Below are 13,516 nucleotides of genomic sequence, written 5' to 3'. Positions count from 1 at the left end.
CCTCGTGTCGCCAGGTTACTCGCGGAGGGGGTGCGGATTGTTACGGGCCGTGATCCGCGACGTCGGCGATCACCTGGGCGTGGCACAGCTCCGGCACGCACCAGCACCCGAGGCGCTTCCCGCGCAGCTCGGGCAGGAGCGCGAGCAGGTCCGGCCGGGCGAGCAGGTACTCGCGGTACCTCGCGACGACCTCCTCGCGGGTGCCGTCCGGGCCGGGGCGGAACGGGCTGGCGAGCTTCGACCCCGCCAGGTGCCAGCCGCCCCGGTGCATGGGCCGCCCGACGTAGACGACGTCGGCGTAGTCCGGGTCGTCGCGGTGGCCCTTCAGGTTGACGACGGTGGTGGGCATGGCTCCTCCTCTCCCGGCGACCAGCCTGGCCGCTCCGGCACCGACCCGCCAGACGGGTGTCACGGCAGAACCGGCTCGGCGCGCGCCGAGCTACGTGCCGCCGCCCGCCGAACGCGCCCGGGCGAGCCGCCCGCACGGATTCGGTGGCAGGATCGCGCGCCAGGTCGGTTGCGAACACCCGGGCACGCGGCGCGACCAGCCTGGCCGCTCCGGCACCGACCCGCCAGACGGGTGTCACGGCAGAACCGGCGCGGCGCTCCGGCGCCGGGCACGTCGTCACCGCAGAACCAGCACGGCCGATCCCGAGGTCACCGGCGGTGGTTGGACTAGTGCAGATGCACTATGCTGTGAGTTCGGTTGAGCCGTCAGCCGCTGCCGGACGTTCCGCGCCCGGGCCGGCGGGCTGCCTTGACCGGGCACCGTCCGACCTGCGTCCGGCATCCCCAGCTGCCCGACGAAAGGGTGTGCCCGCGATGGTTCCTGAACCTCGCTCGGCCGACCACGAGCTCCTCTCCACCGGCTGGCTCGACGCCGGTGGTCACCTCTCCCTGCGAGTCCTGCACCCCGCTCCGGGCACCGTGCTCGTGCGGGTGGCCGGCGAAGTCGACCTGTGCACCGCCCGGAGACTCGACGAAGTCCTCCAGTCCCGCATCCGCAGCGACCTCGTGGAGGTCGTCATCGACCTCTGCGGCGTCACGTTCTTCTCCGTCGCCGGGCTGAACTCGCTGCTGCGGGCGCAACTGCTCGCCGACACCGCCGGGGCGCGCCTGGCGGTCGACCCCGGGCGGTCACGCGCCGTCCGGCGGCTGTTCGCGCTGCTGCCGACGGACTTCGACGACGTCGTGAACCCGGTCGGCTGAGCGCTCACGGAGGGGGCGTCCCCAGTCTTCGGACGGCCTCGACGATCTTCGCGTTCGGCACGCCCTTCACGAGGTACTCGGTGACGCCCGCCGCGGCGAGCCCGGCCATCGAAGTCCGGTCGGCGTAGGCCGAGAAGGCCAGGATCGCGGTTTCCGGGCTGCGCCGGGTGATCTCGCGCGCCGCGCGGGCGCCCCCGCCGCCCGGCATCCGGACGTCGAGGACCGCGACCGCGGGCCGGTGGCGCTCGGCGAGCCGGATCGCCTCGTCGGCGTCGCCGGCCACCGCGACCACGGCGATGTCGGATTCGGAGTCCAGGACCTCCTTGAGGACGTCTCGGATCATCGCGTCGTCGTCGGAGATCAGCACCCGCACCTCGGTCACTGCTCGAGTCCCGTCAGGTCGGGCAGCTTCGGCAGCCAGAACTCGACGACCGTGCCCTGGCCGGGGGTGCCCGTCACCGACAGCCAGCCGTGTGCCGCCTCGGCCCGTTCGCGCATCTCCACCAGCCCGAAGTGACCCGCACCCGCGCCGTCGGCGATCGTGCCGACGCCGTCGTCGGCGATCCGCACGAGCGTGCCGTTGTCCACTGTGGACAGTCGCAGGTCGACGCGGGTGGCCCGGGCGTGCTTGTGGACGTTGCTGAGCGCCTCCTGGCAGATCCGGTAGATCGTGATCGCCGCTTCCGGCGACGGCTCCGCGGTGAGCTCGTCGAGCACCGAGTGCGCCAGGCCCCAGTGCCCCGTGACGTCGTCGGCGTACGCGGACACGGCCTCGACGAGGCCGTGGCGGTCGAGTTCCGGCGGGCGCAGCCGGGACACCAGGTCGCGCAGCCTGCCGATGGCGGCGCGCACCGATTCGTCGAGCCCTTCGACCGCGCTCGCGTGCGGCTCCGGCAGCCGCGAGGCGAGCAGTTGCAGGCGCATCCCGACGGCGACCATCGACTGGATGGACTCGTCGTGGACGTCCCAGGCGATCCGGCGTCGTTCGACCTCCTGCGCGTCGACCAGGTGCCCGACGAGCCGGCGGCGTTCGCGCAGCGCCTGCTCGGCGGTGCGGCGCTCGGTCATGTCGCGGGTGACCTTCCCGAAGCCCTGCAACCGGCCCTGCTCGTCGAACAACGCCGTGATCACCACGTTCGCCCAGAACCGGGTGCCGTCCTTGCGCACCCGCCAGCCCTCGTCCTCCAGCCGCCCGTGTTCGATCGCGACTTCCAGCTCCCGAGCGGGCTTCCCGGCCGCGACGTCCTCGGGCGGGTAGAACACCGAGAAGTGCCGGCCGATGATCTCCTCCGCCGACCATCCCTTGATCCGCTCGGCACCCGCGTTCCAGCTGGAGATGTGCCCACCGGGGTCCAGCATGAAGATCCCGTAGTCGAGCACGTTCTGCACCAGGAGCCGGAAGCGCTCCTCGCTCTCGCGCAGCGCCTGCTCGGCGTCCCGGCGTTCCGTCCGGTCGCGGGTGACCTTCCCGAAGCCCTGCAACCGCCCCTGCTCGTCGAACAACGCCGTGATCACCACGTTCGCCCAGAACCGCGTGCCGTCCTTGCGCACCCGCCAGCCCTCGTCCTCCAGCCGCCCCTGCTCGACCGCGACCTCCAGTTCCCGCTCCGGCTTGCCCGCCGCGACGTCCTCCGGCGGGTAGAACACCGAGAAGTGCCGGCCGATGATCTCCTCCGCCGACCACCCCTTGATCCGCTCGGCACCCGCGTTCCAGCTCGCGATGTGCCCACCGGGATCGAGCACGAAGATCGCGTAGTCCTGGACGCTCTGGACGAGCAGCCGCAACCGGTCCCCGGCCGGGTCGTGGTGTTCGGTCAGGACCGCCTCGAACCCCCGCAGCCGGTGCTGCTCGTCGAAGGACGGCGTGATCACCACGTTCGCCCGGAAGGGCCCGCCGTCCTTGCGGACCCGCCGGTCGTCACCGCCGGCCGGCGGGACGAACGCCCCGAACGGCCGGCCGGCGACCTCGTCCGCCGGCCAGCCCGTGATGCGTTCGGCCGCCGCGTTCCAGCTCGTCACGCGGCCTTCCGGATCCAGCAGTGCGATCCCGTGGTCGTCCATGCGGCCACTGTGCCGGACTGCGGCCCGCCCGGCACGACGCGGGCGCGCCGGCCTCAGCCGGCGAGTTCGGCCGACGGTGCCGGCAGCGCGCACCAGACCACCTTCCCCGCTCCGTGCCGGGCGGTCCCCCAGGCCAGGGAGAGCCGCTCGACGAGGGCGAGGCCCCAGCCCCCGTCGGCCCCCGGAGACCGGCGCACGGGCGGGGCCGGGTCGTCGTCGAACACCTCGACGCGCACGTGCCCGGCCCCGACGCTCAGCCGGAGCACGGGCCGGCCGGTGCCGTGGCGGAGCGCGTTGGTCGAGAGCTCGGTGACGACCAGGAGGGCGTCGTCGACGTCCGCGCCGCTGGCCCAGGCCTGGAGCGCGAGCCGGGCGAACCGGCGCACGACGGCCATGCCGCCCGCCAGGTCGGTCAGGGCGCACTCGGCCGTCAAGGGCGCAGGGAGGTCCACGTCGTCCAGCGTGCGTCCGCCGGCCCGGCCGCACGAGATGCAAACACGACCGCGCGGCTGGTGCAGCTGCATCAGCCGATGAGGCCCTCCCGGCGCGCGACGGCGACCGCTTCGAGCTTCGACCGCGCGCCGAGCTTTTCCAGCACCCGTTGCACGTGGTTGCGCGTGGTGTTGCGCGAGACGCCGAGGCGCGCGCCGATCTCGTCGGTGGTGGCGCCTTCCGCGAGCAGGTCGAGGGTTTCGCGCTCGCGCGCGGTCAGCTCGGTGCCGCGGGCGGGCCGCCGTCCGGTGAGCCGGTCGAAGATCTCGGGCAGCAGTTCCTGGTCGAACACGACGCCGCCCGCGGCGACGTCGCGGACGGCCGCCTCCAGCACACCCAGCTGAGACGACTTGAGCAGGAGCCCGGCCCCGCCCGCCTTGGCGACCTGGACGGCGACCGCCGGGGTCGCGTCCCCGGTCAGCACGAGCACCCGGGCACCGCCCGAGCCGAGCTCGGCGAGCACGCCGAGGGCGTCACCGTCGGCGAGGCGCCGGTCGAGCAGCACGACGTCCGGTTCGTGCTCGCGCGCGTCGGCGACGGCTTCCGCGCGGGAGCGGGCGCGGCCGATCACGGTGATCCCGTCCGCGCGGTCGAGGGCCAGCTGCAGGGCCTCAGCCACCATGTCGTGGTCCTCGACGAGGAGGACGCGCACGGGGCGGGGGTCATCGGCGCTGCTCACGGGCATCCCTCGGTGGACGGGTCGGTCGGTCCATCCTAGGCGCTCGCGGGCCGCCGTGATCACTCCTCGATCGCACCGCCCACGGCGCGCAGGTGCGCCCGGAACGTCAGCGCCGGATCTTGTTCGCGTGCGGCGAGGAACTCGGCGAAGCGGACCTGCTCTCGCAGGGGCTCGCCGCCCCGGATCCGGTCGGCCTGACGGCGTTCGGTGTCCCGGATGCCCTCGGCGAGGGTGAACAGCTCGTCCGCGCGGGCCAGCGGGACGAACAGGACGCCGTCGTCGTCCCCGAGCACGAGGTCGCCCGGGCCGATCCGCCAGGTGCCGACGATCGCTTCGGCCAGCCCGCCGTCGACCCGCGGGCCGAGGCTGAGCGGGCCGGTGGGCAGCGAGCCCAGGCTGAACACCGGCAGCCCGATCGCCCGGATGTCGGCGGTGTCGCGGTGCAGGCCCCAGATCACGACGCCGGCGAGCCCGGCGGCGCGCGCCTCGAGCACCACGAGGTCGCCGACGCAGCTTTCGTCGAGGCGGCCGCCGTTGTCGACCACCAGCACGCCGCCGGGCGTGGCCTGCTCGAACGCCTCCAGGAAGACGTCGACGCTGCCGACGTGCCGGGCCGGGACCGCCGGGCCGATCACCCGGGTGCCGGGCTCCACCGCGCGCGTGCCCGCCGGCGCGCAGCGGACCGGGAGCCCGGCGCGGATGCAGGCGTCCGCGAGGTGAGCGGTGGTCAGGGTGGTGAAGCGCGGCACGAGGTCTTCCATGCCTGCGAATCTAGCCACCGGTTTCGGTGCTCAGCCAGGCCAGGTACGCGGCGCTGCCGCCGACGATCGGGGTGGCGATCACCTCCGGCAGGTCGTAGCCGTGCAGCCGGCCGAGGTGCTCGGTCAGGGCGGGCACCCGCTCGGCGGTCGTCTTGATCTCGACGCGCCATTCCCGGTCGGTCCGCACCTCGCCGTCCCAGCGGTAGACGCTGGTCACCGGGCCGACGACCTGCGCGCAGGCCCCCAGCCGCGCTTCGATCGCCTTCGCGGCCAGCTCCCGGGCCGCGCTTTCGGAGTCGGTCGTGGTCGTCACGACCACGTGCTCTGCCGCCATGCCGCGAGGTTACCGGCGGCGCAGGCGGTGCAGGGCGAACGCGCCGAGCAGCGGCCCCACGGCGAGCACCGGCACCGCGGCCCGCCAGCCGACGGCGTCGGCGGCCAGGGGCAGCAGCTGGATCGTGCCCGCGCTCAGCAGGAACCCGAACGCCGTCATGGCGGTGAGCGCGGTGCCGACGTAGCGCGGATCGGCCGTCTCGGCGAGGGCGGCGGAGAACTGACCGGAGTCGGCGATGACGGCGACGCCCCAGACCAGGAGCACCGGCACCAGCAGCGACGTGCCGGACACGACATAGGACAGCAGCGCGCAGGCCGCACTGACGAGCATGGCGGCCATCGCGACGACCACGCGTCCGCAGCGGTCCGACAGCGCGCCGCCGAGCACGCACCCGGCCGCCCCGCACACGCCGATGACGACGAACGGCGGCACACCGCCCGGTCCGCCGGTCGCGGCGAGGTAGGCGGGCAGCCACGCCCACAGCGCGTAGAGCTCCCACATGTGCCCGAAGTAGCCGAGGCAGACCAGCCGCTGCCGGCGATCGGTGGCCATCCGCACCAGGTACCGCGGCTGCCACCGTGGCGAGGGCCGGCGATCCGGACCGGGGCGGACGAACGCCGCGGCGATGCCGGCGCCGAGCGTCGCCAGCCCGGCCGAACACAGCAGGACCGTCCGCCACGGCAACGGGTTCAGCAGGCTGGGCAGGGCCGAGCCGACGGTCAGGGCCCCGAGCAGCACGCCGAGCGCGATCCCGCGCTGCCGCGGAAACCACGAGACGACGACCTTCATCCCGACCGGGTAGACCCCCGCGAGGGCGAAGCCGGTGACGAACCGCAGCGGGACGGCGAGCCCGTGCGCGCACCACGGCAGGGCGGCGGTGACGCCGCCCGCGAGCAGCGCACTGCCGGCGATCAGCGCCTGCGGCGGCACCCGGTCGGCGAGGTTGAGCGCGGCCGAAACCACCGCACCGACCGCGAACCCGGCCTGGACGGTCACGGTCAGCAGGATCGTGTGCTCCCGCGAGAGCCCCCATTCCGCGCGCAGGGCCGGAACCACGGCGGAGGCGGAGAACCAGACGCTCAGGGCGCACACCTGCACCGCGGCGAGCACCGCGAGCTGACGGCCGGCGGCGGTGGGGGCCGGCAGGAGGGTGATCACCCGGTCTACTTGCGGCCCGGCCGGGGCCAGGGTCAACGGCGTGCACCCGGGCTTCACTCCATGGGCTGGAAAATCTCTCACATACTGAGCGCGCCGACGGCCGGGTGCTCAGTTCGTGGTCTTCGTGCTCGTCGTGGTCGGCGGGGTCGTGGTCGTCGTCGGGGTGGTCGTGCGCGTCGGGGTCGTCGTCCGGGGCGGGGTCTTGCGGTGGGTCGTCACCGGCGGGTTCGTGTGGGGTGGTGCCGCCACCGTCGCGTGCGTGGTCTCCGGGGCTTCCGGGGACGGCACGCTCACCAGCGTCGGCGTCTCGCTCGCCGAGCTCGAGCCCGGCGGGGTCGTGCCGCCGGACGAATTGCCCGAGCTGCTCACCGCGACCGCCACCCCGCCGATCGCCACCACCGCGACCGCGCACAGCCCGATGACCACCCCGCGACGGGACGCCCGCCGTCCCGGGCTCGCGTCCGACTTGACCCGGCCCAGGGACGGCGGGGGTGCCCCCGCGCCGAAGCCGGGGCCGGCCATCGCGCGGGTCTCCTCGCGGGGCGCCGGCACGCGGGAGACGTCCGGCTGGGGCACCGGGAGCCGGGGGCCTTCCGGTTGCGGGACGGGCGGCGGCGGCACCGGCCGGATCGCCGGGTGCGAGCGCGTCGCCTGCACCAGCCCCGACCGGCCCGAAGCCAGTGCCGCCGCCCCCAGGGCGACGCCGTACTTCGGGTGGATGTCGACCGCCGTCGGGCGGCCCAGCTCGGCCGAGACCAGCTGGGACACCAGCGGGATCCGGGACGAGCCGCCGACCAGCAGCACCGCGCCGAGGTCCGCCGGGCGCAGGTTCGCCGAGCGCAGCGCGCGGTGCAGGGACCCGATCGTCGCGGTGATCGACGGGCGGACCATCTCCTCGAACTCGCCGCGGGTCAGCCGCACCTCGGTCTGCACCGAAGGCAGCAGGACCGGGATCGCCGTCTCCGTGTCGGCCGACAGGGCCTCCTTCGCGAGCACGCATTCCTGGCGCAGCCGGACGACCGCCGCGACCGCGCCCGGGTCGTCCGGGTCGACCTGCGACAGCTTCCCGTCGAGCGCCCGGTCGACGTGGCCGAACACGGCTTCGTCGAAGTCGACGCCGCCGAGCCCTTCGATGCCTTCCGGGGTGCCGAGGATCTCGAACCCGTTGCCGCGCTTGCGCAGCACGGTCGCGTCGAACGTGCCCCCGCCGAGGTCGTACACCGCCACGACCGCGCCGTCCTCGAGCCGTTCCTGCGACGCGTAGTGCGCCGCCGCGGCCTCGGGCTCGGTGATCAGGCCGACGCGGTCGATCCCGGTCAGCCGCGGCACCTGCTCGAACAGCTCCCGCTTGTACGGCCCCCAGTTCGCCGGGTGCGTCAGGGTGATCCGGTCCGGCCGGCCGCCCTGCTGCCCGGCGACCGTCCGGACGACGTACCCGAGCAGGTGCGCCATCAGCGACGCCACCGAATGCGGAGCCCCGCCGAGCAGCACCGGCGTCGGATCGCCCAAGCGCCGCTTGAACTCCCGCGCCACCCGGTCCGGCTCGACGGCCGCGCGCCGGCTCGCCGCGTCCCCGACCAGCACGCTCCCGTCCGCCCGCAGCAGCACGACCGACGGGATCGCCGCCGTGCGGTCGCCGAGGGACACCATTTCGACGTGGCCGGCGCTGTCGACGGCGGCAGCCGTGAACGTGGTGCCGAGGTCGATGCCCAGTCCGTAGCCCATGTCAGCCTCCGCCGTCCGCGTGCGCGTGGTCCAAAGTCGGGTGGTCGTCGGGAACCGGCGCCGGTTCCTCGAGGTGTTCGTGGTGTTCTTCCGGCGCCGGCGGGCCGGGCGGTTCGGCCGGCGGCGGTTCGGGCGGCTCGGGCGGCGGGTCGCCCGGCAGGTGGCCGGTGTCCGGCAGGTGCCCCGGATCCGGCAGCTGACCCGTGCCGTGCTCGTGGTCCGGCTCGTGGTGCCGCGGGGGCTCGAACGGGTGGTCCTTCTCCTCGGGCTGCGGCCGGCTGCCCGTGACCTCACCCGCGTCGTGGTGCACCGGTTCGCGTTCGGTCGCGAAACTGTGCTTCGCGGGCGGGTGGTCGGCCAGCGACGAAGACGCCGCCAGCGTCGTGGTCTCGACGGCGATCGGCGGTGCCGGCGCGAGGTCCACAGTGGACGGCTGACGGCCGAACGTGACGACCGGCGGGGCCGCGGGGCCGGGCAGCGCCGGCGCCGGCGCGGTGACCTGTGTGGTGACCGTGGCGCCGCGCGCCCTGTCCGTGATCACCTCGGTCTGGTGGATGGCCGGCCCGGCCGGCTCGCCGAACGGGTCCTCGGCCGTCGCCTTCTCGTCGACGCCGACGGCGACGGCGATCCCCGGCGGCCCGGTCCCGGCCTCGTCGAGCGCGACCGTCTCCTCCTGGAACACCTCGATGTCGCCGTGGCCCGGCGCGTCCGGCGTGAGCTCGTAGGTCAGCGATCCCGCGTGCTCCACCGAGATCGAGCCGTCCGGGTGCTCGTGCACGACGATGCCGGCGTTCTGGACGACGTCGATGTCCGTGTCGCCCGGTGTCCCGTCCCCCGGCACGACCACGTGCTGGTGGTCGGCGTACACCTCGTCGTGGCCGTGGTTGTGCACGACGAACCGCTCGGCGGCGTCGATGACGAAGTTGCCGAACTCGTCTTCGCGGACGTCGATCTGCTCGAACTCCTCGACGGTCGGCAGGTCCTCGACCGGCGCGCCGCCGGTGGTCTCCGGGTGCCAGACCGTGCCCGTCCGCGCCTCGACCGAGCCGTCCTCGCCCCGGGTGACCGTGCTGGTCTCCACGTGCGGGACGTAGTCGTGGCCGGGGTCGGTGTGCGCGGTCTCCGCGGCCGCGGGTGCCGGTTGCGGCGGCGGTGTGGCCGTCGTCGCGGGAGAACCCGGCGTGAGCAGGTTGCCCGCCACCTCCGACGCGACGGCGCCGGCGGTGGCCGTGACCGCCCGCTTGATCTTCTTCGGCAGCTCGTTCACGACAAGACCTCCGCCCGGGCTTCGCTGAGCAGGATTCCTTCGCACGTCCGCACCAGCACGCGGGCCGCGTCGCGGACGTCGCGCGGGGAGGCGGGGTGCTCGGCGCGCCGCTGCCACCTCAGCAGCTGCGCGCCGAGCGCCTGCCGGATCGCGGCCCGGCCCGCGTTCGGCGGCAGGCCCAGCCGGCTCGGCACGTCCACCCCGGCCGCGCCGAGCAGCCGTTCCGCGTCGCCGGACTCGTCGGTGGTGAACAGCACGACGCCGAGCCGGATCGAATCGATCAGCTGGATCTCGGCGAACTCGTGCGCCCCGGCGACGATCCGTTCCCATTCGTGCAGCAGCCCGCCCGTGCGGTCCGGGTAGGCCCGCAATACCAGTTCGGCCGCCTGCAGCGCCGAGCGTGCCTTGAGCACGTCGGCCCGCGCGGCGAACTGCGTCGTCAACAGCGAGCGGAGCCGGTGCAGGCCACTGCGGGCCAGCAGTTCGCCGGACAACGCCCGCGCGCCGGTGACCATCCCGCCGCGGGTCAGCTCGACCGCCAGCCGGACGCCGAAGAGGCCGTAACGGGCCAGCAGGTCGGTGCGCTCGGCGACCGGAACGTCCACTTCGGACTCGGCGCGGGCGAACCGGTCGGCCGACGTCAGCAGCCGCGCCGCCTCCGGTTCGGGAGCGGCCGCCAGGACCCGGAACGCGCGGTACTCGGACTCCTTCAGCGACGCGGCGGAGCTGGCCAGCAGGCCGGCCACCGGGACCACGGTCTGGCAGAGCCCGCGCACGCGGGAGTCGCGGGCGTAGCGCTCGGCGATCTTCGCGGCCGAGTCGAGCGCGTCCGTGCGGGCGTGCCCCACTTCGTCCGCCCGGGACAGCACGCCGATCGTGTTCACCGGGCGGCGCTGCGCCGGGTCGTCGTGGAAAGCGTCGAGGAACCGGACGTCGTCGCCGTGGACGTGCCGCATCAGGTACACGACGGCGTCCGCGGTGCCCACGCCGTCGCCCTCGGGCACCAGCGCGACCTCGGTGCGTTCGGAAACGGCCGAGCGCGCCGAGCCGAGCCCGGGCGTGTCGATCAGCGTCATCGCGCGCAACGCCGGCGACGGCCAGTCCACGACCAGCCGCTCGACGTCGTCGGGTGCCATGCCGAGCTCGAGGCCGAGGGTGCCGGACAGCCGGCCGAACGGCAGCTGGCGCGGCATCCCGCGGACCGGGTGCAGCATGATCCGGTAGGTCGGGCCGTTGCGGTACCAGGTGACGACGCGGGTGCACTCCCCCGCGTCCGTCGCCGCGAGCTCCTGGCCGACCAGCGCGTTGAGCAACGTGGACTTCCCGGCCTTGACGCGGCCGGCGATCGCGACGCGCAGCGGTTCGGCGAGCCGGCCCGCGATCTGCCGCAGCTGCGGCTCGGCGGGCGTACCCGGCGCACGCGCGGGCGACGAACCCGCGGACCTGGACGTAGAGCGGCATCATCGCGTCACCGCCGGGACGGGTTTGGGCGCACTGCGCAGGGTGAGTTCGTCGGCGCGGCGGCCGAGCACTTCGAGGGCTTCGATGTCGGCCTCCAGGCGGCTCAGCTCGGCGGCCTCGGCGTCGTCGTCGACGACGGCCTTCTTCGCGTTCGCCAGCGCTTCGGTCAGGGACCGCTGCAGCTCTTCGACACGCGCGCTGTAGGCGTCGCGGAGTTCTCTTTGGACGGTCCGCATCGCGTCGCGGGAGTCCTTGCCCACCTGGAGGTTGAACTCGTCGACGAACCGGCGCACGGCGGTCTTGGCCAGGCTGCGGCGTTTCTCCAGCTGCCGCTTGCGCTCGTCCATGAACCCGGAGCGGCCCATGAGCAGGCCGGCGGCGACGCCGAACGGGGTCGGGATGACGAGCGCGGCCATCTTCGTGAGCATGGAGAACATCAGGAAGCCGCTGTAGGCCTTCTGGAACGCGGCCATCCCGGTGGCCCCGCGGGTCTTGACGCCGGTGAACGACGAATCGATGTCGATCTCCTCGACGACCTCGACCGGCGCCTGGACCTCGCGCGGCAGCACGGCCTGGGACTCGGCGAGCTCGAAGTGGTCGGCGACACGGGACGCGAGACCGCGGGCGTTCTTGACGAAGGTCGCGTAGTTCTCGAGCGTTTCGTTCGCGAGGCGCTGGCGCAGCCACTTCTCGAACTCGTCCCAGTTCTTGGCGGGGTCGCCTTCGTCGATGGCCTCTTCGGCCTCGTGCAGCACGCCGCGGGAGCGGGCGCGCAGGTCGTAGTCCACATCGGACGAAATGTCGGCGAAGCCGTCGAAGAGCAGTTGCTGCCACTTCGCGGACTGGCTGCGCAGCGCGTCGACGCGGTCGTTGACCCGGCCGAGCTCCGCGACGAGGCCGGCGGACTGCTCGGGGTGGACGAGCGCGGTGCGGCGGGCCCGCAGGGCGGCGTGCAGCTGCCCGACCGCGGACGCGACGTGCAGGCCCACGGCGTTGAGTGCGGACCGCTCGGCGTCCCCGACCACGCCCTGCAGCCGCTTGACCAGCTGCGGGAACCCGGATTCGACGTTCATGTCCTGGTCGGCCGAGCGCGCCGCGACCGTCCGCAGCTCGGACGAGACGGCGACGGTGTCGATGGTGATGCCGCACGCCTCGAGGTGGCCGGCGTTCAGCTCGAGGATCCGCCGCCACTGCGGGTAGAGGTCGATCTTGGTGAGGACGAAGAACACGCTGGGGCACAGTTCCTTGACCGTCCGGAGGAACCGCAGCTCGGCGGCGGTCAGTTCCTGGGAGGCGTCGGAAAGGAAGAGGACGGCGTGCGCCCGCGGCAGCGAGCTGACCGTGACGGCGTTGTGCAGCGAGCCGAGCCCGCCGACGCCCGGGGTGTCGACCAGCACCAGCCCGCCGGAGAGCAGCTGGCGGCTGATCGAAGCCGTGACGGACTTGAGCTTCCGGACGTTGCCGGGGTTTCCGGCTTCGCTGACGTGACTGGGCAGGTCCTCGAGGGAGATCCGCTCGGTCCACGGCGGCGACGACGGATCGGCCGGCTCGTAGGTCGCCAGAGCCCCGGACTCCGGCGCGTAGCGGACGACGGTCGGCACCGCGGTCGCGATGTCGTCGTCGACCGGGCAGATCTTGGCGGTCAGCAGGGCGTTGATGAGAGAACTCTTGCCCTGCTTGAACTCCCCGACGACGTACACGGTGACGTCGGGCTCGGACAGCAGGCGCCGGGCGTCGGTGAGGCGCTGGACGAGATCGTCCCGCCCGTAGGCCTTCGCCCCCTTGACGGCGAGGTCGAGGGTGTCGAGGGCGATGCGCCCCCCGCCGCTCGGCTCCTGCATGACCGCTCCCCTGGGTTGCCTACGCCGGCTCAGATGTGGTCGACGTCGTGGTGGTAGTCGGCGTGGTGGTCCTGGTGGTGCTCCTCGCCGTGGTGGTGCTCGTGCTCGTGCTCGGTGGACGCCTGCTCGTTGAACTGGTCGCCGCCGTGGTGGCCGTGGGCCTGTTCGTTCTGGAAGACGTTCCCGTGGCCGCCCGTGGAGGCCTGTTCGTTGAACTGGTTTCCGCCGTGGCCCTGCTCGTTCTGGAAAATGTTCCCGTGGCCGCCGGTCGAGGCCTGCTCGTTGAACTGGTTCCCACCGTGCCCGCCGTGGCCCTGCTCGTTCTGGAAGATGCTCCCGTGGCCACCCGTGGAGGCCTGCTCGTTGAACTGGTCACCGCCACGACCACCGTGACCCTGCTCGTTCTGGAAGATGCTCCCGTGGCCACCGGTCGAGGCCTGCTCGTTGAACTGATCACCGCCACGACCACCGTGACCCTGCTCGTTCTGGAAGATGCTCCCGTGGCCACCGGTCGAGGCCTGCTCGTTG

14 protein-coding genes are annotated in these 13,516 nt (G+C 73.5%); 2 read left to right on the top strand and 12 right to left on the bottom strand.

The window, feature by feature from the left end:
- Positions 1 to 40 precede the first annotated feature (40 nt).
- Positions 41 to 349, bottom strand: coding sequence for a DUF4326 domain-containing protein (locus ACWEN0_RS11855; protein ID WP_451972128.1), 309 nt, complete (start codon positions 347 to 349; stop codon positions 41 to 43).
- A 473-nt stretch (positions 350 to 822) separates the two neighbouring features.
- Here ACWEN0_RS11855 and ACWEN0_RS11850 point away from each other — a divergent pair, with 473 nt between their 5' ends.
- Positions 823 to 1,209, top strand: a complete 387-nt coding sequence (locus ACWEN0_RS11850) for an STAS domain-containing protein (protein ID WP_451972127.1) — start codon at positions 823 to 825, stop codon at positions 1,207 to 1,209.
- Positions 1,210 to 1,213: 4 nt separating this feature from the next.
- On the opposite strand, the gene ACWEN0_RS11845 is transcribed toward ACWEN0_RS11850, so the two are convergent.
- The 11 genes from ACWEN0_RS11845 to ACWEN0_RS11795 form a co-directional block, all read right to left on the bottom strand.
- Positions 1,214 to 1,591: a response regulator gene (locus ACWEN0_RS11845; RefSeq protein ID WP_451972125.1), complete on the bottom strand. Its 378-nt coding sequence runs from the start codon at positions 1,589 to 1,591 to the stop codon at positions 1,214 to 1,216.
- Complete coding sequence (locus ACWEN0_RS11840; RefSeq protein ID WP_451972123.1) at positions 1,588 to 3,270, bottom strand: PAS domain S-box protein; 1,683 nt, start codon at positions 3,268 to 3,270, stop codon at positions 1,588 to 1,590. The genes ACWEN0_RS11845 and ACWEN0_RS11840 overlap by 4 nt, the downstream gene beginning before the upstream one ends.
- 53 nt (positions 3,271 to 3,323) lie before the next feature.
- Positions 3,324 to 3,722 (bottom strand): ATP-binding protein, encoded by a 399-nt coding sequence (locus ACWEN0_RS11835; protein WP_451972121.1) that lies wholly within the window; start codon positions 3,720 to 3,722, stop codon positions 3,324 to 3,326.
- Between the two features lie 71 nt (positions 3,723 to 3,793).
- A complete protein-coding gene (locus ACWEN0_RS11830; protein WP_451972119.1) occupies positions 3,794 to 4,441 on the bottom strand; it encodes a response regulator transcription factor in 648 nt (215 codons plus the stop codon).
- Between the two features lie 59 nt (positions 4,442 to 4,500).
- Positions 4,501 to 5,202, bottom strand: coding sequence for an RraA family protein (locus ACWEN0_RS11825; protein WP_451972117.1), 702 nt, complete (start codon positions 5,200 to 5,202; stop codon positions 4,501 to 4,503).
- A gap of 10 nt (positions 5,203 to 5,212) precedes the next feature.
- Entirely contained in the window at positions 5,213 to 5,536 is a 324-nt protein-coding gene (gene cutA / locus ACWEN0_RS11820) for a divalent-cation tolerance protein CutA (protein WP_451972115.1), read from the bottom strand.
- A gap of 9 nt (positions 5,537 to 5,545) precedes the next feature.
- Positions 5,546 to 6,694 (bottom strand): MFS transporter, encoded by a 1,149-nt coding sequence (locus tag ACWEN0_RS11815; RefSeq protein WP_451972113.1) that lies wholly within the window; start codon positions 6,692 to 6,694, stop codon positions 5,546 to 5,548.
- A gap of 108 nt (positions 6,695 to 6,802) precedes the next feature.
- Entirely contained in the window at positions 6,803 to 8,419 is a 1,617-nt protein-coding gene (locus tag ACWEN0_RS11810) for an Hsp70 family protein (protein WP_451972111.1), read from the bottom strand.
- Position 8,420: 1 nt separating this feature from the next.
- A complete protein-coding gene (locus tag ACWEN0_RS11805; RefSeq protein WP_451972109.1) occupies positions 8,421 to 9,686 on the bottom strand; it encodes a hypothetical protein in 1,266 nt (421 codons plus the stop codon).
- Positions 9,683 to 10,999 (bottom strand): dynamin family protein, encoded by a 1,317-nt coding sequence (locus ACWEN0_RS11800; RefSeq protein WP_451972107.1) that lies wholly within the window; start codon positions 10,997 to 10,999, stop codon positions 9,683 to 9,685. The genes ACWEN0_RS11805 and ACWEN0_RS11800 overlap by 4 nt, the downstream gene beginning before the upstream one ends.
- A 147-nt stretch (positions 11,000 to 11,146) precedes the next feature.
- Positions 11,147 to 12,988 carry a dynamin family protein gene (locus ACWEN0_RS11795; RefSeq protein WP_451972105.1) on the bottom strand — a complete coding sequence of 614 codons (1,842 nt, stop codon included), beginning with the start codon at positions 12,986 to 12,988 and terminating at the stop codon, positions 11,147 to 11,149.
- Positions 12,989 to 13,023: 35 nt separating this feature from the next.
- Between ACWEN0_RS11795 and ACWEN0_RS11790 the strand changes: the two genes are divergently transcribed.
- A partial coding sequence (locus ACWEN0_RS11790; protein ID WP_451972103.1) for a hypothetical protein occupies positions 13,024 to 13,516 on the top strand: 493 nt, incomplete at its 3' end.

The organism is Amycolatopsis sp. NPDC004378, assembly GCF_053602455.1.
Note: the sequence above shows the minus strand (reverse complement) of the source record. Positions and strands in the feature narration are given on the sequence as shown.